At 42.7% G+C, this 22,172-nt stretch carries 18 protein-coding genes, 1 tRNA gene, 1 pseudogene and 1 CRISPR repeat array; of the genes and pseudogenes, 8 read left to right on the forward strand and 12 right to left on the reverse strand.

The annotated features are described in order from the left end of the window. Window positions 1-31: 31 nt before the first annotated feature. On the forward strand, window positions 32-475 hold the full coding sequence (locus AB9P05_RS01055) for a hypothetical protein (RefSeq protein ID WP_371906962.1): 444 nt from the start codon (window positions 32-34) through the stop codon (window positions 473-475). 3 nt (window positions 476-478) lie between these two features. On the opposite strand, the gene AB9P05_RS01060 is transcribed toward AB9P05_RS01055, so the two are convergent. Genes AB9P05_RS01060 through AB9P05_RS01075 form a run of 4 tightly spaced genes read right to left on the reverse strand, consistent with a single transcriptional unit; the run spans window position 479 to window position 6,596 of the window. After that, window positions 479-3,679: an AAA family ATPase gene (locus tag AB9P05_RS01060; protein WP_371906963.1), complete on the reverse strand. Its 3,201-nt coding sequence runs from the start codon at window positions 3,677-3,679 to the stop codon at window positions 479-481. Further along, window positions 3,660-4,223, reverse strand: a complete 564-nt coding sequence (locus AB9P05_RS01065; RefSeq protein WP_371906964.1) for an ABC-three component system middle component 1 — start codon at window positions 4,221-4,223, stop codon at window positions 3,660-3,662. The genes AB9P05_RS01060 and AB9P05_RS01065 overlap by 20 nt, the downstream gene beginning before the upstream one ends. After that, window positions 4,201-5,538: an ABC-three component system protein gene (locus tag AB9P05_RS01070; protein WP_371906965.1), complete on the reverse strand. Its 1,338-nt coding sequence runs from the start codon at window positions 5,536-5,538 to the stop codon at window positions 4,201-4,203. Before AB9P05_RS01070 ends, AB9P05_RS01065 begins: the two co-directional genes overlap by 23 nt. After that, window positions 5,535-6,596, reverse strand: a complete 1,062-nt coding sequence (locus tag AB9P05_RS01075) for a ComEC/Rec2 family competence protein (protein WP_371906966.1) — start codon at window positions 6,594-6,596, stop codon at window positions 5,535-5,537. The genes AB9P05_RS01070 and AB9P05_RS01075 overlap by 4 nt, the downstream gene beginning before the upstream one ends. Before the next feature lie 509 nt (window positions 6,597-7,105). Here AB9P05_RS01075 and mobC point away from each other — a divergent pair. Both mobC and AB9P05_RS01085 read left to right on the forward strand, forming a co-directional pair. Continuing rightward, entirely contained in the window at window positions 7,106-7,492 is a 387-nt protein-coding gene (gene mobC / locus AB9P05_RS01080; RefSeq protein ID WP_371906967.1) for a plasmid mobilization relaxosome protein MobC, read from the forward strand. Further along, window positions 7,489-8,733 carry a relaxase/mobilization nuclease domain-containing protein gene (locus AB9P05_RS01085; RefSeq protein ID WP_371906968.1) on the forward strand — a complete coding sequence of 415 codons (1,245 nt, stop codon included), beginning with the start codon at window positions 7,489-7,491 and terminating at the stop codon, window positions 8,731-8,733. Before mobC ends, AB9P05_RS01085 begins: the two co-directional genes overlap by 4 nt. Window positions 8,734-9,051: 318 nt before the next feature. Here AB9P05_RS01085 and AB9P05_RS01090 read toward each other — a convergent pair whose 3' ends face one another. The 4 genes from AB9P05_RS01090 to AB9P05_RS01105 all read right to left on the reverse strand — a co-directional run bounded on the left by AB9P05_RS01090 (window position 9,052) and on the right by AB9P05_RS01105 (window position 14,116). Beyond that, window positions 9,052-9,909, reverse strand: coding sequence for a hypothetical protein (locus tag AB9P05_RS01090; RefSeq protein ID WP_371906969.1), 858 nt, complete (start codon window positions 9,907-9,909; stop codon window positions 9,052-9,054). 15 nt (window positions 9,910-9,924) lie between these two features. Then, entirely contained in the window at window positions 9,925-11,526 is a 1,602-nt protein-coding gene (locus tag AB9P05_RS01095; protein WP_371906970.1) for a tetratricopeptide repeat protein, read from the reverse strand. A gap of 1 nt (window position 11,527) precedes the next feature. Continuing rightward, window positions 11,528-11,731, reverse strand: a complete 204-nt coding sequence (locus AB9P05_RS01100) for a hypothetical protein (RefSeq protein ID WP_371906971.1) — start codon at window positions 11,729-11,731, stop codon at window positions 11,528-11,530. A gap of 751 nt (window positions 11,732-12,482) precedes the next feature. After that, a CRISPR array of direct repeats spans window positions 12,483-13,655; the repeat unit is 37 nt; unit sequence GTTTCAATCCTTATTGTAGTGGATGTAGCTCACGAAG. A gap of 239 nt (window positions 13,656-13,894) precedes the next feature. After that, entirely contained in the window at window positions 13,895-14,116 is a 222-nt protein-coding gene (locus tag AB9P05_RS01105; RefSeq protein WP_371906972.1) for a helix-turn-helix transcriptional regulator, read from the reverse strand. Window positions 14,117-14,196: 80 nt separating this feature from the next. On the opposite strand from AB9P05_RS01105, the gene AB9P05_RS01110 reads away from it, so the two are divergent. From AB9P05_RS01110 to AB9P05_RS01125, 4 genes and pseudogenes are all read left to right on the forward strand, one after another. Further along, on the forward strand, window positions 14,197-14,514 hold the full coding sequence (locus AB9P05_RS01110; protein WP_371906973.1) for a hypothetical protein: 318 nt from the start codon (window positions 14,197-14,199) through the stop codon (window positions 14,512-14,514). A gap of 304 nt (window positions 14,515-14,818) precedes the next feature. Further along, complete coding sequence (locus tag AB9P05_RS01115; protein WP_371906974.1) at window positions 14,819-15,322, forward strand: JAB domain-containing protein; 504 nt, start codon at window positions 14,819-14,821, stop codon at window positions 15,320-15,322. A gap of 47 nt (window positions 15,323-15,369) precedes the next feature. Beyond that, a complete protein-coding gene (locus AB9P05_RS01120) occupies window positions 15,370-15,528 on the forward strand; it encodes a hypothetical protein (RefSeq protein ID WP_371906975.1) in 159 nt (52 codons plus the stop codon). Continuing rightward, window positions 15,515-16,303 (forward strand): annotated as a pseudogene (locus AB9P05_RS01125) (recombinase family protein); the annotation flags it as partial. The gene AB9P05_RS01120 and the pseudogene AB9P05_RS01125, both read left to right, overlap by 14 nt. Before the next feature lie 730 nt (window positions 16,304-17,033). Here the strand turns inward: AB9P05_RS01125 and AB9P05_RS01130 are convergent. The 3 genes from AB9P05_RS01130 to AB9P05_RS01140 all read right to left on the reverse strand — a co-directional run bounded on the left by AB9P05_RS01130 (window position 17,034) and on the right by AB9P05_RS01140 (window position 19,340). Further along, window positions 17,034-17,109: transfer RNA gene (locus AB9P05_RS01130), tRNA-Lys, on the reverse strand. 117 nt (window positions 17,110-17,226) lie between these two features. Beyond that, on the reverse strand, window positions 17,227-17,949 hold the full coding sequence (locus tag AB9P05_RS01135) for a PepSY domain-containing protein (RefSeq protein WP_371906976.1): 723 nt from the start codon (window positions 17,947-17,949) through the stop codon (window positions 17,227-17,229). A gap of 998 nt (window positions 17,950-18,947) precedes the next feature. After that, window positions 18,948-19,340 (reverse strand): hypothetical protein, encoded by a 393-nt coding sequence (locus tag AB9P05_RS01140; RefSeq protein WP_371906977.1) that lies wholly within the window; start codon window positions 19,338-19,340, stop codon window positions 18,948-18,950. A gap of 252 nt (window positions 19,341-19,592) precedes the next feature. Here AB9P05_RS01140 and glgP point away from each other — a divergent pair, with 252 nt between their 5' ends. After that, window positions 19,593-21,248, forward strand: a complete 1,656-nt coding sequence (gene glgP, locus AB9P05_RS01145) for an alpha-glucan family phosphorylase (RefSeq protein ID WP_371906978.1) — start codon at window positions 19,593-19,595, stop codon at window positions 21,246-21,248. Between the two features lie 61 nt (window positions 21,249-21,309). Here the strand turns inward: glgP and otsB are convergent, their stop codons facing one another. Next, window positions 21,310-22,122 carry a trehalose-phosphatase gene (gene otsB, locus AB9P05_RS01150; protein WP_371906979.1) on the reverse strand — a complete coding sequence of 271 codons (813 nt, stop codon included), beginning with the start codon at window positions 22,120-22,122 and terminating at the stop codon, window positions 21,310-21,312. Window positions 22,123-22,172 lie beyond the last annotated feature (50 nt).

Raw genomic sequence — 22,172 nt, forward strand, 5'->3', positions numbered from 1 at the left:
TATTGAAAGAACGCCTGAGTTCAGGAGTAAAATGGTGAATGAGGTATTCCTGAAACAGATCCGCAGGCTCAATTACAACCTCTTTTTTGCTAAGGATGAGCTGGAAAACAGGCGAATTACCTCCCTGATCTATGAACTTACCAGGGATGAGTTTTTGCGTTCAGAATCAGACGAGCGCACCAAAAATATGAAAGTGGCCGAAAGGATTTTTTTGCCCAAACCCAGCGAAAAGGTCTTTGATGCTGCCGAAATTGCAATGGATACCGGCACTACCCTTTGGTTTGATGAAAAGGACCGAAAACTTAACCGTCTGAAAAACCTGGTAGCCTGCGGGCAGTTTACCACCTGCTATAACCTTTTGGATTATGTGATGAAACTTCCAGACGAGTATCAAACACCGGAGATAGCGGCCTTGACCGAAGCACTGCAAAAAGACTGGGAAACCTTTAACAATAATCCATTTTGGTTAGTCTGAAAATCAGGCTCCGGCCAGTTGCTTTCCTGGACTTCCATGATCTTTTGGAGCTTTTACCCTTCCGAAAGTCTCCAATTCTAAGTACTTAGCCGGAAATAAATCGGCCGGGATTTTCTTCTTTAAGAGGTTCTGGAAATTTTCGTCATGGGTAGATAGGATAATCTGCTTGCCGAGGTTCACCACAATGCTCCGGAAGAGATCAATAGTAGAAAGAATGTTAATACTGTCCATGGATTGGATAGGGTCATCAATAAAAATACAATCGACCGGTTCTCCCTTTTCATTCTTAACATTCAAAGCTTTGGCCAGGAAAATGCTCAAGCTTAATATATTCAATTGTGCGGTACTAAAGTAAAGTGTTGGCACAATCGTGTTTTGTGTATCATCGCTCACAAAAATATTGAGCATTGGCTTTTTTGTAGAGAAGTCACACTTGAAGGATATTTCTTTATAGGAAGGGTGGGGATCTATTTTCTGATAGAGGGAATTGATCAAGCCTTGGTAAAAAAAGGACTCCACCTGCTGATGGATAAATTCCGATATCCGATTCCGTTCTTCTTCTAACTGCTTACTCACAACTTTAGTCAAGAATTTCTTTTCGGCTTCAAGCTCTGAACTTTTGTTTAGGCTTACCTGATACTTGAGAAATGGGACTACGTTCTCCCGATAGGCATCGATTTTGGTGAGATCAATTATTTTCTCGTCTGCGAGCTTGATGGTCGCCAGAATCTCCTTTTTCTCATTTTCGAGTGTTTTGAGCAGCTCTTCCCCGGACGAACCTGATAAGGAAATATCCAGAAACGACTTCAGCAGGTTTTCAAAGGAGAGAATCTTAGTTCTTAAGTTTTCTCTTATAGATTCCGATTCAGATATGTACTTTTCAACCTCATCCCTCACAATACCTTTCAACTTTTCATCGAGACCCTCAAGAGTAGTCTTAAATTCTGTTAATTGATTTCTGATCCTTTCTATCTTTAATCTCAAAGCCTCTTTGCTATCGTCCAGGTTTTGTTGTGAGGGAAGATCATCCATCAAACGGTCTTTTTGAAATGAGATAAATCGTGGGTAAGTAGGCTCATTTTTAAAATCCTGAATTTTTTCTTCAGATCGCTTTATCCGATCCTGCAGAACTTGAATTTTTTCTTCAAATTTTTTCTCTGCTACAGACGATTTTCCTAGAGATTTGAGTACTTTATCCAAGGCAGATTTGACTTCTGCTATTTCCTGCCTGAGCTTGGCTTCAAAGTCTTCGGAAGGATGATCAGACAAACCTAGTATCTGTAGGCTTTCGCTTATCTGGCTATTCAATAAATGTAGTCTTTCATTTAACTCACTTAGGGAGCGGCTGATTGAATCGCGATGCTCAGTTAGAGTCTTTAAAGAGGCTCTACGCTTTTCTAATTCGTTATCAATGCTACTTACAAGTTCACCCTTTCTTTCTTCGATTAGTTTCAGTAACCGGTTTTGTCCTACTTCTAATCTCCCCTTTTCTTCCAATAATTCGCTAATCTGCTTCCCAAGCAGTGGGTTATTCGAAATTCTTTCGGCCAAAACCGTGAAACTCTGGTATTGCTGTTGGCACAGCGGACAAGAGGAAGATTGATTGCGATTGACAATAGAGGCTCCTTGCTCAATCAACTCTTTGAGTTCCTGGTTCATGGAATCAGTTTCAGCGAAACGACCTTGAGCCTTCTCAAGATTTGCTTGAACCTCCTTTAGTTCGTCTTTTACAGCGATTAGAGCTTCAATAAGTTCTCCATACTCCTTATAGTATTCATGATTCTTCGTAGGAAGAATATCATCTTCCATATTCTTTTTGAAGGCTGAAAAGGCTAGTATATCCGATTCTTTCTTACTGATAGAATCTTTCATTTTCTCCAATTCTTCTACTCGCTTGTCCTTCGAGTCCGCTGTGGCTTTCAGTTCATTATTTAAGCCCGATAGCTTTTGTAATACCTCAGGTAATTGATTAAGTCTGTCAGATAACTTTTGGTAGTCTGTTTGTTGGGTGTTTTTTCTAGCATTTAAGTCCCCCCTGTTTCTAAGGATATCGTTTAAAACTGTCTTTAATTTGTTTATCTCGTACTTATTATTGTCTATTTGTGATTCTTCCTCAGTTATCTTTTTTCTCAGCCAGGCAAAAGTAGGAAAAGCCCTAATTAATTCTGCCAGGTTTTTATCCTCTTCCAATCGCTCTTCCAATTCTTTTTCCAGATTTAAGAGCTGAATACGTGTTTGTTCGTGTTTTTTGAGTAAATCTTTTTGCGCTCGTAACTTCTCCAATTGGGAATTTAGATCGGCCAATTGTTCTTTCGTCTCAAAGTAACTTTCCGTACCTAGCTGTTCATTTGCTCTACCACTTACAGCTTGGTCAACTTTATTTTCCTTCTGTTTTAAGCTGTCAATTTCCGCCTTCAGGTCATTCTTTCTTTCAGCTATAAGATTAGCTAGCCCAAGCACCTCCTTTTCGCCAAAATGAGCATCTACTTTGGGTAGGTTTTCACCTTTGGCATTGAACTCCTCAATAGATAAGTTGATTTTGGACAGTAGCTCATTGTCAAAATCCAGTTTTAATATTAATTGGATGCCCTTCAATTGATCAGTGATGTCTTTTATTTTGTCATCGTTGATCTTAATCAGGTCAACTACCGTTTTATACTTCTTATCCAGGTCAATATCACCAAAGGATTGGATAAACTTTTCGTAGCGGGAATGAGGATCATCTTCTTTCAAAAAGGCATCGATAAAGTCTTGAGATAAAAGAACTTCATGGAAGTATTCTTTCTTATCTGTTCGTTTCTGAGTTCCAAATTTATAATCCGAACTGCCCTTTCCTACAACCGGCACAGTATTCGTAAATGGTTCCTCCCTGGAAGTGGTATAAAGTCTCACAAATCCCTCTTCAAGTTCAGAAAACTTATTCCTGATAATCCATTGTCTGGGCCTTCCAGAACCTTGGGTTTGAATGTCCCTTTCTGATTTGGCAAGCGCTTTATTAAATTTGTCCTTTCTGTCGAACCGGCTGATACGATTGGTATAAGCCCACTCTACCGCATCATAAAATGAAGTTTTACCGAAGCCATTTGGTGCATAAATGGAAATAAAATCTGCAACCTCATTGGACTTCGTTGAAAAGTCAAAGGTTCCGTTTTCAACTTTATCATAAGCCCGGAATGCTTGTATTTCAACCTTCTGTATCTTCATTTTTCAATTTGTTTAAAAGGTTGGTATAAAGGAATTGAAGTTGATTTTTTCCTTTATTGTTCTTACCAGGTGCATTAATAACTGAAAAGACTTTAGAGTCAGAGGTATATTCCGTTGACCTTTTCTGCGTATCCCCACTGGTTTGGGGCAGAAATAAATCGTTATTGATGTAGGTAGACAACAGCACTCCTCTGGTTTTATCGTCCATCTTTTGCTCAAAGTTGTCCACCACAATCTTTCGGCTGGATAACTGATCATTTTCAATTTTATACTTCAGTTCATTGGATACTGCTACAGGTAAGACGAAGATGATATAGATGTTCCAAAGCTCAAAATCTGTTTCTAAATGATTCTGGTAATATACGGCTATAACATTGCGTATTTTTTCCCAAAGCTCTCCCAGCGTTTTTTCATCAGCAAGTTCAATGAAGAAGACATTGATCTGCCCTTTCATCTCTTCTATATGATGGTAAAAGGTTAATTCAGGAAAAGACCTTTTCATCACAACTTCAAAACGCTCTTTAATCGGTAAAGACTTCTCCATATACTACCCTTAGTTTGTCCAGCAAATCCTGGTCTTTATTGATTGCTGCATATTCCTGGTGTCGTTTGATAATGCTTTCCTTTTTAAAGAAATCGATGTGAATGAATTTGAATTCATCAAAGGGAAAACCGAACCCATCATCGATCTTTAATTGATCACGATCCTGGGTACTTCGTACCTGTGCAATAAGAGGTATAGACCCGTCGATAATATAGGTTTCATCTTCCGGTGGTTTTTCAACCCCTACTATTACGAGGCCACCTTTTTTTAACCCCTTGTAATCTGAATATACAAGCTTGGGTATTTCATGACACCAATCTCCATTGGTATCAGAAAACAACAAGCGATACTGATCAAAAATATCGGACAAGTTATCCACAGTGTGTACTTGCTTCTTCACAATATTTAATATGGTCAGAAACTCAAGCCAGAGTATCCAGATATTTTTTGTTTCCAGTTCCTCTCCTTTATTCTGGTCTATGAGCAGTCTAGTTTGAAAAAAATTCTTGATACCAATAGGTGTAAATTCATTGTCGATTACCTCTTTACATTTATGCTGGAGATAACCTTTGGTGTAGCTAATATTGTCTTGGGAAAGGCCAGCCTTTAAATCGAACGCTTCCCCTCTTAGAAAATCGAAACTGGATAAGTAGGAAGGGAATAAAAGAGAAAGCTTATCAGGATGCTCCTCGATTATCTCATTGAAAATTTCAACTGGCGTAAACTCTATTCTACCTAACTGCTCATCTACCGCTTGGGCCATACTGTTTTGTATTCCTGCCAAATACAGCTTGTTGCCGGCATCTTTTAAAATACACCCGCCAGAATGGCCTCGTACTTCACCCAGATCAGGATTTCCTGGAATGTGCGCTTCCCTGCGTGCATTCTCGGTGGTACCTAGGATGCCAATTCCTTTATCGGATCGAAACCATTGAATTTTATAATCGGGTGATCCATTTCGTCTGGTTTCAGGGTAACCTAATAGCCAAAATTCCTCAGGATTAGTATCCAGGTCGATTAATTTATAAAGGGCATTCAAGCCTTCTATTCTAGGAACCGTTATTATGGCAATGTCTTTATCTGGGTGCGGAAAATAGTTAACGCCTGTTTCCAAGTTGTCAAAAGGAATAGTAAATATTTCCCAATGATCATTTTGGTACTGAAAATGCGTTAAATCAGTAATCCGGTCACCTGCATTTACAATATTATGTTTTGCCGTAAGGATATAGGTAGCCTTCGGGTCGGCCGGTTGAAAGAAGCATCCGCTGCCTCCGTTAACGATTACGGTATATTCCCTGGCTTGATCTATCGTCATAATGTAAAGCCATTTTCGGCACTCATGGCTTGAAAATCAGGGAAGGCATTATAGTCCTCATCCTTGAAAATCACAGGTATTTTTTCAGGGTAATTGAAGTAAATCTTCGCTTTATTATTGTGATTTACAATCCTTGCCAGGCATTGCTTATCAGGTAACTGGTGTTTGTCTCCATTGGAGGATATGATGTAATTATCCGTATCAATCAGTTCCAATAATTCATAGTTCGTATTGGCCTTACTGCCGTGATGAGATACCTTGAGAAATTCTGCCTCCAATGGCTTTCGTTCACTATACCCCAAAGAACGAAGACACTCAGCTATTTGGTTCGGATGAGCGTCTCCCAGAAACACCCCTCGCTTGCCGTTATATTCGAGTATAAAGCCTATTGAACTGCCATTGTGAACGGACGTGTCCTCTTTGAAGAAATCCTCTTGAATGTGTTTCTCTAAAGACCAACCGTAATCATCCTTACCTGATGTTTCCGTAATGGGAGCTTCTTTTTCCCACTTCCCTAAGAGGACTTTTAGTTTATCTATGTCGGGAGAAAGAAAAGTAAGTTTAAAGTCAAATAGCTTTAGCTTCTTAGATGAATGTATCAAGCGCCTCTCCCACAAGTCATTTTCTTCCAGGAACTCTTCAAACTTAACACCTTGTCTTATACTAGTGTCCAGGCCTGTTGCGTCACCCAAAGAAAGGGCATTCTCTTCGGTATTTTCTTCTCCAAAATATTCTGAGATAAGCCGCCCGGAATTAAACCATACTTTTTTTATTAGATACTTGGCCTCTTTATCATTTTTAAACCATTTCAGCAAGCCACCAATATGATCGTCATCTACATGGGTCAGGATAAGTAAATCAATAATTTGATGTTTACTTTTTATATCTCTGATAAGTTTCTGAAGCTCACCCGCTTCCTGTTTGTCTTTCTTATTTTTAAATTGGTAGGTGTTTCCTGGACCTCCATCAATTAAAATGTTTCGTAAGACACCTTCACTATCTTTAAAAAAAATGTGGATAGAATCACCATTAAATGCTTTAAGCATATTAATTTTCATAGCTTTTTAAAAATTTTTATTAATAAGTAAAGGTATAGTAAATCTTCTTTTTTTTCAATAAAAACAACCTGCTATAATACGCTTTAATATATTTCTGATTTAAAATCCATACCATAAGATCCCCCCTTGTGAACATCTAACTACTCCCCTCCCCACCTTATCAGCTCATCAAACCTAACAGACATGAAGCTGATAAAAGAAAGGTACCATTACCTAACCCACTCTAAAAGTGCATTCCCAACAGGTCAAAATATCCTAAGCACTTACAGGCCCTTGGCTTATCAATCAGAAGGGCTAAGCCTATTGCAGCCGAAAGCTTACGAAACCCATCCCAATCATTTCAAAGCCTCACTTTCCTCAACTCAAAGCCCTCAATTTTCAATAGGATTCAGATTGCCTTTAGTGCAATCAGCAAGATGTACAATTGTGGGACAATTGGTGAATTACCCAAATGTGCTGCCGAAGTTGCACGTGGGTAAATTCATTCTCGGAACTCGAATAAGTGGGCTATGAAAAGGGAGAAAAAGAACCCCCTGCAGGCCCGTGTGCACGTTCGCATGAGCCAGGCCGAAAAGGAGAAGCTGAAGCAAATGCTTTCAAAAAGTCACTGCCACAGGTCAATAAGTGAACTGGTAAGGCACCTGCTATTTCACAGGCGTATTACTCTGGATTACCGCAATGCCAGCCAGGACGAAGCCAGGGCTGAGCTGATCAGGCTACGCAATGACCTGCGCAAGATTGGGGTAAACATCAACCAGATGGTGCGCTATTTCCACAGGCAGGACAGCCCGGCTTTAAGACAGGCACAGGCAGAAAAAATCATACACCTATACGAGCAGGCACACACCCAGGTAATCACCGTATTAAAAGGAATTAGTCACCTGCTAAAAAGATGATTGCAAAGATCAGTACAGGAAAAAGCATTCAGGGCATGCTTAACTACAATGAGCAGAAAGTGAAAAAGGGTGCAGCCAGTCTTATCTTAGCCAATGGCTATGCGGATGAGGCCGGTGCCCTTAGCTTTTACGATAAGCTGGGAGGTTTTACTGAGCTTACCCATAAAAACCAGCGCACCAAAACCAATGCCGTGCATATCTCCCTGAGCTTCTCTGCGAATGATGAGGTGGACACCCCTACCATGCAGGCCATCGCGGATAGCTACATGGAGCAAATAGGCTTCGGCGATCAGCCTTACCTCGTCTACCGTCATTTTGATACCAGCCACCCACATATTCACCTGGTCACGACCAACATCCGCGCCGACGGAAGCCGCATCAATATGCACAACCTGGGTAAGACCAAATCAGAAGCAGCCAGGAAGGGGATTGAGGAGGAATTCAGGTTGGTAAAAGCCGAAGAGCAAAAGCCTAAAACGCTAAAGCCTTTGCACATTGAAAAGGCCCAATACGGTAAAGGGGAGACTAAAACTACCATAGGAGACATTGTAAAGCAAGTAGTAAAGAACTATAAGTACGCCAGCCTGCCGGAGCTAAATGCCATACTGAGCCAGTTCAATATAAACGCAAGTCGTGGAGAACCCGGCACCCACCAGTATAAAAACGGGGGTCTGGTCTACAGCATCACAGACGATGAAGGACAAAAGCTGGGAGTGCCTATCAAGGCAAGTGCTTTACAAGCAAAGCCTACCTTAAAGAACCTGCAAAAACGCTTTGCCAGGAATAAAGAACTCAGGAAAAGAGACATCCCGCGTTTGAGAGGGGCCATTGATCAGGTATTAGCCCACAATCAGCTACATACAAAGGAGAGCCTGCAACAAGCACTGAAAAAGAAGGGAATAGCAGTCTTTTACAGGACAAACGCAGAGGGGCTGACCTATGGCATTACCTTCGTGGACAATGTTACCAGGACCGCTTTTAAAGGCAGTGACTTAGGTAAAGAGTACAGCGTAAATGCTATAATAAACCGCATGGAAGGCAAACCAGTATTGGAGCTGGTAGCTTTAGTAATTAAAGAAAGTAACAGAGACAGGGCCTTTAGCATGAAGCCTGTAAGCTTTAAAACGCCGGATTTATCAGGTTTAAAGGAATTGGTAGAGGTTTTAACCACTGGGTATACTGATGAAGACATAGCCTATGGTTTTAGGAAGAAAAAGAAGAGCAGAAGCAAAAACCTGTAATTCAGGATGATAAGTATTTGGGCGTTCCCTGCGGGCGGGCCTTCACCAGTCGCCAGTCCACCCGCAAAAGCCATTCCGGGCTCCGACAATGGCTCAGCCCCTAACGCGGAGTGATATCAGCCCCCGTCCGCTTCCTGCTCCGCCAACGGTATGCACGGGCGGCACAGTGGCAAGGCCGGTGCCCTTTGGGGTTTTGGCGAAAACTGTCCCCTTCGGGTAAACTTTTCACCAAAAGCCTTGCCCTAGTCCCGCCCTTAGCGATGGGGGCGGCTTAACAAGAAACGGCGGGGTGGTGGGTGCTGCAGGTCGTGCGGAGGATTAATACCCGCTCTCAGAAATCCTTTTTACCGGCTGATACGGCACCACTATACGATACCTAAGCCCGCTGGAAAATGCAGGATCCGCACCTGCCATGCCACCGTATAACCTTGCAAAGGTATAGGCTTGTTCGAGTGCATCCGGCCAATGGTCTAATGAGGAGTACTGTAGGCTGAGGCCATCCGTACTATCAGGGTCATTATCTTCTATGGTAAAGGTGACCTCTTCGTCTCCAAAAAACAGGTCCATACTGATAGCAGAGGGTGTCCGGTCAAAGGCATAATAGATAAAGATTAATAGATAAATCACTATCAGTTCTTCCTCTAATTCCAGCATAAGCCGACGCTCCTTATCATTGCAGGTGAAAGCAAGGTCATCAAAATCCTTTTGCATCATCGAAACACAGAATATGTCAAGTACCCCCGAAATGCCGTATTTTATAAACGTGTCCGAGGCCAGGCAAGATTTAAGCAACCGGCTAACTTTGCCCCCGCGGTCAACTTCATCCACCAGATCGCTAAAATACTGATGGCTTTTTGTATTATCAGGAGATAGTTCGTCAAAGATGCCACCTAAAAGCAATATCAGGTTTTCAAACCGCTTAATGATCCTGTCTTCTACCTGATGAGCTATCTGCCTGCGATTTTGTCGTTTTGACTGAAAGATAACCTGCTGGATATATCTATTGTCATACGGCACCTGCATAACATTTAATGCCACTAAAGCCTCATTAAGCTTATGGTGGCAAACGTTCGTCATGCGGTTCATCCGGCTAATGACCAGCACATTAGCAAAAATGACCAACAATAAGGCAGCGCCCATTAAAAGCAAAATGATATCCTCCATTAAATAATCCATGAGTCAGCTGCTTTATTAGTCATTATCCTTACCCGATTCGTTTTCATCGTCAGGGTTACCACCTTTACGCTTATTTTTCTTTTTGTTCAGGCGGTCCCACATATTATGGATATCCCGCTCATCGGGAGGTCCTGGTACTTTCTTTTCCTTAAGGGTGGGAAATATAGCCGAATAGCCTGCTAAGCGCTTTTGAAATGCCCTTTGTAAATCATCGGTTCTAATTAATACCTTTTTGGAGTTGTCCATATATAGCCGGTAGGGCTTGTAAAGGACCATTACCAAAATGGCAAGGACAAAAAATCCGATCAGGCATAGGGTATAAAAGTCATAGCGTCTTTCGCTTTCAGCCATTTCGTGGTGAATGTTTTCGATATATGCCTCATGTTCCTTTGTATGGACCTTATCCCGGTAAGCCAGTTCAGCTTTATGCACCCCAACATATTGGCTGTTGTTGAGTTGCTTTACTCGTACCTGATCCTTTTTACTTTGAAACTTATAATAGGAAATTGAATCACCTAAAAGCTTATTCGCAAGACTCAAATTATGATACAAGCTGTGAATGATATTTGAGGTCCCCTTTTCATCGAGAAGAACTCCCTTCTTTGAGTAGGTAACTGACTCCTTATATTCATTGAGGTGAAAGTAGCAATTTGATAAGTCTAGCGTGGCATTCAGTTGAACGTCTGTAATGCCATTTTCTGAGGCTATTGTGTAGGCCATTTCGTAAAAGGGTATGGCTTCGCGATACCCAATAGAATTTTCAAGCAGATATCCCTTTTTAAGGTATAGGGTTGCTAGTAATTCAGTATTATTATGATGTTGGGCCAACTTTAAACCTTCGGAAAGGTATTGATCGGCTAACTCGTACTTACCCAGTTTTATGGCTGGATAAGATAGGGCATTTAAAATTTTTATTTTAGCGTTCGGATTATTGAATACGGAAACTATCGTATAGGATTTTTTTAAGCTACTTTGAGCCTTCTCATATTCTTCAATGTTGGAATAAAGTATCCCTTGAAGTTGATAAACTGTCCACAAAAAAGAGTCATCTACTTCTTCAAAGTATATCTTATTTAAATATTTGAGGGCATCATCATATTTACCAACTTTGTCAAAGACTTTGGAAATGGCATAAAGAGCATAAGCCTCTTTTTGAAATTCCCCTTGTGAAAGATATAGGTCTCTTGCTTCAAATAGGTATGGAACGGCTTCAGTAAGCTTTTCACTTTTAAAGAGTGTATAGCCCTTTTTATAGTTTAGTAGGGCCAAATCTTTAGTTTCTTTTAGCTCTTCTGTGACTCGTTTATAAGCTTCATGATGGTTGCCAGCCTTAGTATAGTCATCAAACTTATTGAGATAAAGCCAGTGTAATACATTGTGGCTTTTTTGTTCGCCTTTAAGGTAGAAGGAGGATTCAGATTGAGTTAGTGCACTTTGAGCAAGCTCTAATGCTTTATCAGGATCAGTGTCAAAATTAGCTTTCGCCCTGTTGAGCAACTCATCTACTATGATGTACTCGTTTTTTGGGGAAGAGCTGGAAAGCTCTTCCTCCAAATTGTCTTTCATACAGCCTACCATTAATAGGCTGATAAAAATAACTGGTATTATCTTTTTCATATTAACTTGGTATGGGTGTACTCATACGAGCACTGGAGTTATCATCAATCCAAATTGGTGGCGGGTCTTCTGATTCCCCAGCACCGCCCCCACTGCTGCCAGTGGTTCCGCCATCTCCGGTTCCACCGAATAATCCGGCTGCGTGTACATTTTTCAGGCCGTATTGCCTGACACTGTCGAAGTTTTCTTTTCTGGTTTTCATCATATCGATAAATTTTTTGAGTAGTGCTTAGCAGGCCTTTAGGGGCTTTTTAAGCTTCATAAATTAAGATATGACAAAATACAATGATTTTTGTGACAGGGGAAGTTTAGCAATCTGCCTAGCCTGCAGTAAGGGACAGGTTAAACTTTGCTGGCGAAATTGCCGCGATCTTGCAAATATTCGATCTCTGTATTTTTTCATCTTTCTCCATTAAAAAGCAAATGGGCGTAGCTTACCCGTATTCGCCCAATCGGGCTAATCTGAAAGATGACCTGAGTTAACCTACTAAGACTTCCCACGCAGAAAGGAAGATTGTGTAGGTCAGTATTTCAGCTGGTTGTAAATACGGGGCTCATCGCCCGCTAGCAGTAAAATTTTTCTTTTGTCAGAACGAGTAGCAAAATATACATTTTTAGTAATCATTCAAAGCCCAATATATACCTTCATCGCTGATTAAGAATGCCAGGTAGCCACCATCCAGGGGCATAGGCATTCAAATTTGACCTTTTACAGCCTCAATGTAATGGGCCGGAGTCAAACAGACTAGCTCATGAAGTATGAATTATGATGTCCGAAGGGGGGCAAGAGAAAAGTTTCAATCCTTATTGTAGTGGATCCGGGGTTGCGTTCAACTAGCTCACGAAGAGCTTACAATTCCATCATATATATGAAAACAGCTAAGTTTCAATCCTTATTGTAGTGGAAGTAGCTCACGAAGTCGAGCACGAGCTGGGCCAGCGTCCGGGAAGCTGGCGTTTCAATCCTTATTTTAGTGGATCCGGGGTTGCGCTCAACTAGCACATGAAGCAGCTCTCAGACTGCCCACCGGGAATGGCTCCGCCAGTTTCAATCCTTATTGTAATGGACCGGGGTCGCGTCCGACTAGCTCACGAAGATTGGATTATGATTGGAGGGATACAGTAGCATTACGTTTCAATCCTTATTGTAGTGGAACCGGGGTTGCGCTCAACTAGCTCACGAAGTAGGTAGTATCATCTGATTCGTTCTAGGTTCTTTTGTTTCAATCCTTATTGTAGTGGATGTAGCTCACGAAGCAGGTGAGCCTTTCGAAGGAAGGACCTACTAACAACGTTTCAATCCTTATTGTAGTGGATGTAGCTCACGAAGGCTCCGCGTCCTCGTAGGCCTCTGCAGCTTCATGCTGTTTCAATCCTTATTGTAGTGGATGTAGCTCACGAAGTAATGCAGATTGGCTATTGTTTGAGAATGGTCCGTAGTTTCAATCCTTATTGTAGTGGATGTAGCTCACGAAGCGAACTGGAAAAGATCGCAGACACAGTGCCGGCACGTTTCAATCCTTATTGTAGTGGATGTAGCTCACGAAGAAAAGAAGGGCGTAGAGAAGTTCAACCGTGATCTCGTTTCAATCCTTATTGTAGTGGATGTAGCTCACGAAGAAAAGAAGGGCGTAGAGAAGTTCAACCGTGATCTCGTTTCAATCCTTATTGTAGTGGATGTAGCTCACGAAGGCGGTTCTATTACCATGTTTTTGAAAACTTTAACCTGTTTCAATCCTTATTGTAGTGGATGTAGCTCACGAAGAAGCAACAGAACCTAGAATTGCTTCGTCTGAAAAAGTTTCAATCCTTATTGTAGTGGATGTAGCTCACGAAGCCTGCTCTAACCATTTAACACTGGTGACGAAGTTCTTGTTTCAATCCTTATTGTAGTGGATGTAGCTCACGAAGTGATTTCGTGATTAGTGTATAACATGCTTATAATTGTTTCAATCCTTATTGTAGTGGATGTAGCTCACGAAGCTTTAAAGGTTGTTTTAGAAGCTCAGACTATGGAATGTTTCAATCCTTATTGTAGTGGATGTAGCTCACGAAGTGCTAAAAGGTTGGGTTCCAATTAAGGAGGCAGGCCGTTTCAATCCTTATTGTAGTGGATGTAGCTCACGAAGTCGATTTTGGAGCTAAGTGGCTGTAAGCTAGTGAGAAACATGCTTTTTACTATCGGCCTTTTTCTCAAAATCAGTACGTCAAAGAGCAGTATTTTACCTGCTTTTAGCAAATTTGCGCAAGCAAAAGTAATTGACAGTCAATTTGTTATAGCCCGTTTTCGGCCTTCTCCAAATAAATTGCCACCCGGAAAAGTGATTTTGGCTGCGTCTACCAAAATTAAAAAATATTGTTTAAAAGGCTAATCCCTCAAAGCTTCCTCTAAAGTTAGATTAAGCGCATTTAAAACCTTATAGGCTAAAATCACATTCGGTACTGTCTCGCAGTTCTCAATCTTACGGTAAACCCTAAGATCTGCACCTATTTTTTCAGCTACTTTGGCCTGAGTTAAGCCCAGTTCTTTACGCCTCTCTTTGAGTCTGGCAGCAAATTGCTTTGCTAATTTTGGTTTATTATCAGCCACAGTCAAAAGTCATTGATTTAAGGCTTGACAAAAAGGCCTAATTAGGCCTATATTGTAAGTGTTTAAATTTATCAATGACTATGAATGCACGAATGAAACTAAAACAAGCTATTCAGGGGCTAGGTAAGCCTGAGTTGCTGCAGCTCTACCAGGAGGCGATTAGCGAGTACTGGGAAAGCACTGGCTACACCTTGCCGCAAGAAGCTACCCTGATTCTAGGCCAGGAGGTATCCGTAATTTTACCTGAGGCTATTCATCGCGCCGTTGTGACCGGCACCAAGATTACAGGAGATACCGAACTCTATGATCTTGAACTTGAAGGCGACAAATGCGGCCTAAAGACTCTCTCCAACATTCCCCTCCAATTCATCAAACACGAAGGGCTCAGGCGGGCCTGATAACGGCACTACGCCGTTTACTGCTTCTTTCTCCCGGGTTTCCGGATTCCTTACCTGCTTCTACTCTCATACCTTCCTACTCAAAAGACTGTCCTTTTCCTTTTGCAAGGTTCATCCCTTAATTCATTCTCTATCAATTTGGCGCAAATATCCGGTTAGGCCTCCTGTCTGGCCAAAAGACTTCGGCATAAACACAGCCCCGCCCGCATACCCTTCATTTATTCCGATTCCTTTTGGCCCTGAGTCGGCCGTAACCGTAAGCGGGCCCCATAATTAATTTTTCACTTATCAAACGATTTTGATTATGGATATAACAGCCAAAGAACTAAGCAACATCACCGAAATTAAGCTTAGCTACTCGAACACCGTTAACCCGAACGAAAGGCCTCAGATTAATAACTCATGGGATGCCTACCAGCTATTATTAAAATGCTGGGACCACGAGAAGATTGAAATGGTGATGCAGTATAAGGTACTGCTGATGAACACGAAAAGCAGGGTCTTAGGACTGGTTAATATTGCTTCCGGTTCTGCGTTTTCCGTACCGATCGATTACAAGCAGATATTTGCTGCCACTATCAAATCAGGAGCTACCAGCATGATTGTCGCCTATAACCATCCATCAGGAGACAGTAAGCCGGACAATGCTGAAATAGCGGTGGGTAAGAAGTTGGAAAACGCAGCCAAGCTTCTGGACATCAGATTACTGGACAATCTCATTATTACACTGGATGGCTACTATTCCTTCCAGGACGAAGGAATTACATCTTACAAATTGCCCGATTCCCATCTTGATTGTAAGGGCTGAGCAAATAGGTAAAGGTTCTGCCAGCTTATAAGCTAACCCTTAGGCGTATGGCTGGCAGAAAACACCTCACACCACGGCAGGTACAGAAGGCACTAAGTGAAAAGGGTATTCACCGTGATCTGGATACCTGCCGTAATCTTCTTAATTTAATGAAAGAGATAGCTGAAATAGCTGTCACAACCGTACTGAAAAATGACAACAGCTGATTTATACATACGCGTAAGCACCGACGAACAGGCAGACAAAGGTTACAGCCAGCGTAACCAGGAAGAAATGCTTTTGAAGTACTGCGAGATAAATAACCTGATACCCGGGAAGGTGATCTTTGAAGACCATTCGGCCAAGAGCTTCGAGCGCCCCGAATGGACACACTACCTAAACTACCTGAAGAGCCGCAAGCGGCTAAGCAGCACGCTGGTACTTTTCACCAAGTGGGACAGGTTCAGCCGCAATGCCGGTGATGCTTATATGATGATAAGTAAGCTCAGACGATTAGGAGTAGAACCGCAGGCTATAGAGCAGCCTTTAGACCTGAACATCCCGGAAAACAAAATGATGCTGGCTTTCTACCTGGCCGCTCCGGAAGTAGAAAACGACCGCAGGGCATTGAATGTTTTGCACGGCATGCGCAGAGCGAAGAAAGAGGGTAGATACTGCCATTCAGCACCACGAGGCTACAAGAACACCCGCGACGATAACGGTAATAAGGTGATTGTTCCCAGGGAGCCGCAGGCCAGCCAGATCAAGTGGATATTTGAACGCGTCGCAGAGGAAATCTATTCCAGTGAGCAGGTACTAAAGTTAGCCCGGAAGGAGATCGGCTTTAAGTGTAGTAAAAATGCCTTCTACCATGCTTTACGGAATCCGGTGTATTGTGGGAAGATATTCATTCACCAGTATAAGGATGAAGAGGCCCGAATAATTAATGGCCAGCACGAAGGCCTTGTATCCGAAAAGCTATTTTATAAAGTGCAGGAGATACTGGAAGGCAGAAGACCTAAACGTAAGACAAAGGTAGTCACTCACGAAAACATACCGCTGGTGGGCTTTTTGAAGTGTCCTAAGTGCACACGGATGCTAACAGGTAGTGCAAGCAAAGGCCGCAATAAGTATTACTATTATTACCACTGTACTTCACAATGTGGGGAGCGTCACAAAGCCGGAGAGGTAAACAAAGCTTTCGTAAATGAGCTGGCGAAGTATACCATCAACCCCGTATTAGGTGATATATTAAAAGGGGTCATAATAGAAACCTATAATAAAAAAATTAAAGCTTCTACTGACGGCAGGGCAGAACTTATAAAAGGGATAGAAGAACAAAACGAGAAGCTAAGTAAGGCACGTATGCTGCTGCTTGATGATGCTATAGACCAGGAAGATTACAAGGCCATAAAACTAGCCTGTAATCAGAAGCTGATAGACCTGGAAAGCCGCCTTGCCTGCTACAAGACCAAGCAAAGGAACACACTAAAGCCTCAATTAGAAAAAGCCCTGGATATAGCTTTAAACATAGAAAAACTGTACGAAGAGGCTGATTTGGAGAGGAAGCGGAAACTGGTTGGTTCGATCTACCCGGAAAATCTGACGTTTACCGAAAGCGGATATCGAACCACTCGCGTCAATGAGGTATTTAGCCTTCTATATACTGTAAACCGCGAAATTAAGGACAAAAAGAAAGGGACAAGCCAGCAAAATAGTGACTTGTCCCAAGTGGTGATCCCGCTGGGTCTCGAACCCAGGACCCTCTCCTTAAAAGGGAGATGCTCTACCAACTGAGCTACGGAATCATATTGATCTTCCCTCTTTTAGAGCCCTTATTTCCGTAAGGGGACACAAAAGTAGAACTAAAATTTTAAAAGGCAAACCGCTAACGAAGAAAAGTGATAATTCTGCAGGCAGTTATTTTAGCTCTTTCTCTTTTTTTTCTTCTTTTTACCTTTCCGCATCTTTCTGATCGTGGGAGAAGAATAATAGAAGAGCATGAAACCAGACATGATGGTCACAAGCCCGAAGATGCTGAAGGCCCGAAGCAACCAATTGTTGAAATTGTCGCGTCCTTCGTAATCCATTGTGTGTAACATCCACAGAAAGTCAAACACCCGCCAAGAGTCGTGTCTTACCCGCTGAAAACTTCCATCACGGGCCCCTACGTAGGCCTTAAGGTTTTCATCCCCTTCGTAGGTAATCACATAGGCCGGCAGGGGCTTACCTCTGTATTCGTGGTGGTCTCCTACCTCCTCAATATATTCAGCAGAGGCAATCTTATACTCAGGTTTCATATGCATATCAGCCACAGACAAGGCTTCCTCTTCGCTAATTTGCTCCTTCCTTTCCCAGGTTTGCGGATCTACCAGGTATGAATCATTCACCCATAAATAGGGCTTATGCCCCACAAACATCAGGCTCATTTGTTTGATCTCAGGGTCGGAGTTAAGAGAGTCTCCAAGTACGAGGGAGGAGAGAGCGTGATCCATGTTATGACCAATATATTGGTCACCGTGAATCTCATCTATATTGGTCCAGCTAAAATATAAACCTCCGATAGTCCAGAACAAAAATTGAATGCCAATAATCACACCCAGGTAACGGTGGATCTTTCGGGTAAGTAAATGAGGGTTTTTCTTCATGCGAACTTTCAAATTTCTATTACATAGCAGGGAAAGTTGACAGCATAATTTTTTAAAACGCTGCTAAGGTAATGAAGAAAAAAATAAAGCACGACACGGAATCTACCACTTTCAAAACAAACTACCCCCACCAAAGGTGCGTGACCATCTGGACAAGGATAAAAGCATAGCGATTTTACGTACAATTTAGCTTGACAACTTACCTATAAATTGTATTTTTACAACAAGCCATTCACCCCTGCCCTCGAAAAATTCCCCCTGTTTTCCCCCAATTACCAACCCAATGCTGGACCGTTTCTGAACCGTCTTTAAACCGTATATTGAAGCCCCCTCCTTCGCCCATCGTCCGGGCTGGCCAGGCCCTGGGGCTACTACTTACCAATTGTACATTATGAGGTTTGTGTACATCTCCATCCTTGCTGCATAGCCGTCAGGTTAAGGTTTTAGATAACCCGAATTAGTTCACCAGCTGATCTCACTCTATTCTAATACCAGGAATTTTAATAAAGCTCAAACCTAAGGCCACAGTGGGGAGATTAAGCTAGGTTCTGTAAGAAATTTAGCTTACTACGGCAGTAGTAAAAGCCATGCGAAAGATTACCATACTTGCTCATTCCTCACTATATCCCAAACTGGTATAGCCCTCAAACATGACCACCGGCCAAGACGGTGGTTTTAGTACGGTTAATAAAAAAGCGCCTGTTGGCGCTTTTCTGATTTCATCTTTGATCAATTTATCCTCTGCTACAGACATCTCCGCCATCACAGGTAGTATAATTAACTGTGTCACAAATCATTTTGGTGTCACAATTATAATAGGAAGCGCATATTCTGTTTGCTGACTCACCACCCCTCACGGAGTGCTTATGGGAAGTAGTAAAGCTACGTACTGCTAGCTTTGATAGGGAAATTTTAGTCTTTCTCATCGTCATGGTATGATTAATTAATTTAAGAAGATACCCACCAAAAGGCATAATCACAAGTTAGAAACGCCTGCTTCAGACTTTTTTAGCTATGGGATGAGTAAATGCGATATAGCCGAAGCAGGCCATAAAAAGGGCATGAATGACCAGTACGGGGATAAGTACATATTGCCCCTGGTTATATGACATGCAATAGCGGCCCATAGAAAGGGTAGCGATGGCAAAATAGGTCAAATTAGCCATTGCCACGGGACGGGAATAAATGCCCCCTATCAGGTTACCACGGCCCATCCAGTTCAATAGCCCCAGCCCTGCCCAGGCACCGCCAAGTAACTGAAACATCAGGTCAGTTACAGGGTCCGGAGCCACGCCGAGAAAAGAGCTGGCTTCCTGCGGAAGAAACAAGGCCATCACCCCTCCTATTCCAAAGAATATGGCGGCAGATTTCATCAGTAGACGGGTCTTCATACTTCAAACGATTGTTTGACAGTAAAATGGGAAATTATGCCTTAAACAAGCTACCGCTTATCAAAATACCACACTGTTACCTGCCTAAAATAACTAGCCGGGCTATTGCAGGCGGAAGATATTCTTTTGTATCTAGCAAATAGAACCGACAGATAACCACTTTGCCATTAGGTGGTTAAAGTCACTAAAGAAACCCGATACATTTTACCTTTTCAGCTTACAAATCACTTAAAAAAAATTACGATCGATTATATGGCATTACCTGATAAATTTAAGCACCCCTACGCATTCGATCCTAAATACAAAAAACCTGTAGCCTACTTCTGTATGGAATTTGCCATAGACCAGGCCCTGAAGATTTACTCAGGCGGACTGGGCTTTCTGGCTGGTTCTCATATGCGCAGTGCCTATGAGCTTAAGCAAAATATGGTGGGAATAGGCATACTTTGGAAATATGGATACTATGACCAGGTCCGTAAAGGGGACCAGAGCATGGACAGCCTTTTTCAGGAGAAGTTTTATAGCTTTCTGGAAGATACAGGGTTGGTTTTCCAGGTTGATATTAATAACCATCCTGTTCATGTAAAGGCCTATTACCTTGCTCCCGATACCTTTGGCACGGTACCTATGTTCTTTTTGAGTACGGATCTGCCGGAAAACGATTACCTGGCCCGCACCACGTCGCATCGGCTTTATGATTCAGACCCTAATGCCCGGGTGGCCCAGAGTATTTTGTTGGGAGCAGGAGGTGTCAGACTAATGGAAATCCTGGAGTATGAGCCTGCTACGTATCATATAAACGAGGCCCATGCCCTGCCAGCAGCCTTTTATCTTTACAATAAGTATAAGGATGTAAAAGAGGTAAGTAACCGTCTGACTTTTACCACCCATACCCCGGAAGCTGCAGGTAACGAAAAGCATGACATCCGGCTACTTGAAAAAATGAATTTCTTCTGCCATACGCCACTGGAAGAGGTGAAAAAGATTACCGGCCAGGAGGGTGATGTCTTCGATCACTCTCTGGGTGCCCTAAGACTTGCCAGGCTCGCCAACGGCGTATCACGTATGCATGGGGAGGTGGCCCGTAAGATGTGGTCTGAATACCATACCATAGCTCCCATCACTTCTATTACTAATGCCCAGAACCGGAAATACTGGCAGGATAAAGGCCTGGAAGAAGCGCTCAGAAAAAAAGACGATGTGGCTCTCAAAAGCCGCAAAAGGCACCTGAAATCTCAATTATTTCACCTGGTAGCCGACCAGACAGGCCAGTTATTTGATCCTGATGTGCTCACCATTGTGTGGGCAAGGCGTTTTGCAGAATATAAGCGCGCTGACCTTATTACCTCTATCGAAGAGCGCTTTCATAAACTGATCACGGACAAGGACCGCCCCGTACAGATTATCTGGGCGGGCAAACCTTACCCCCAGGATTATAATGCCATTAGCATATTTAATAAGCTCGTTCATATGGGTAAGCAGTATAAAAACTGCAGTGTGTTAGTAGGATATGAGCTATGGCTGAGCAAACAGCTAAAAAAGGGGGCTGATGTATGGCTGAATAATCCCCGCGTAACCCGTGAAGCCTCCGGCACCAGCGGCATGACCGCTGCTATGAACGGAGCAGTAAACCTGTCTACTAATGACGGATGGATTCCGGAGTTTGCCAAGCACGGCGTTAATAGTTTTGTGGTACCGCACGAGGATAAGTATACTTCACAGCATGAACAGGACCGGTACGATGCCGAACAGCTACTGGATATTCTGGAAAACGAATTAATCCCTGCTTACTATGATAATCCGGCTAAATGGATAGGACTTATGAAAAGCAGTATGGAGGATATTCTGCCTTATTTTGACTCCGGCCGCATGGCGATCGAGTATTATGATAAGCTTTATCTGAGCTAAAATACAAGAGGCTGCCTTTAATACCGGCAGCCTCTTTCTTTATCATTAACTGCACAAAGTTTCAGGGCAGCTTCTCCAGTAGTTTTTTCAACCACAGATGCACCGCCGGAATATCCTCGAGGGCGTAATCCGCCTCTGTCTCTCGTCCATCCGGCCCCACAATTATCCCGAGTCCTTTGCCACCCAGAACCCGGAATGCATCCTCATCTGTAAGGTCATCCCCCAGATAAAATACAGGTGTACTCTCCTTATCTACCTCAAATCTCTTAAGCAGCCAAAGGACAGCCTGCCCCTTGTCCCACTTCACATCAGGCTTAAGTTCATAGATTTTCTTGCCGCCAAGCATTTTTAACCGGCTATGCTGCTGCTTTTCTGCTTCTACTGCTTCTCTGACCTTATCCACTTCTGTATCAGCAACATTCCGGTAGTGAATAGCTATCGCAAAACGCTTTCGCTCCACTAGCGCTCCTTTCACCCCGCTCAACTGCTTTTTCAGGCTGGCCTCTGCCTCGTCCAGCTCGGGAAGCATCTCTACAGCGGCGTCCAGGTGATCATGAAAACCACCGGGTCCACTTATGTCAAACCCATGGCTACCTGCATAATAGAGATCGGGCAACCCTACTTTCCGGGCTACGTCTGCCCTGTCACGCCCACTAACTACCGCCACATGCAAACCAGCCTGTTTAATTTTCACCAGGGTATCTTTTACTTCCGCAGGCAACGAGGCCTTTTCAGGGTCGTTTTCTATAGGAGCCAGGGTTCCGTCAAAGTCCAGAAATAGCACCGGCAGATTGTCCGGTTTTAGATTAAATCGTTCATCAAGAAGTGCCAGTGCATCAGGCAATTCCTTCAGGGGAGGATAGGGTTTTTCCAAAACAGAATAGATTTAGTTTACATCTAATGCAAAAAAAAGCCGCAGCACGA

Origin of the sequence: Roseivirga sp. BDSF3-8 (genome assembly GCF_041449215.1) — a bacterium.
Classification (GTDB): Bacteria; Bacteroidota; Bacteroidia; order Cytophagales; family Cyclobacteriaceae; genus JBGNFV01.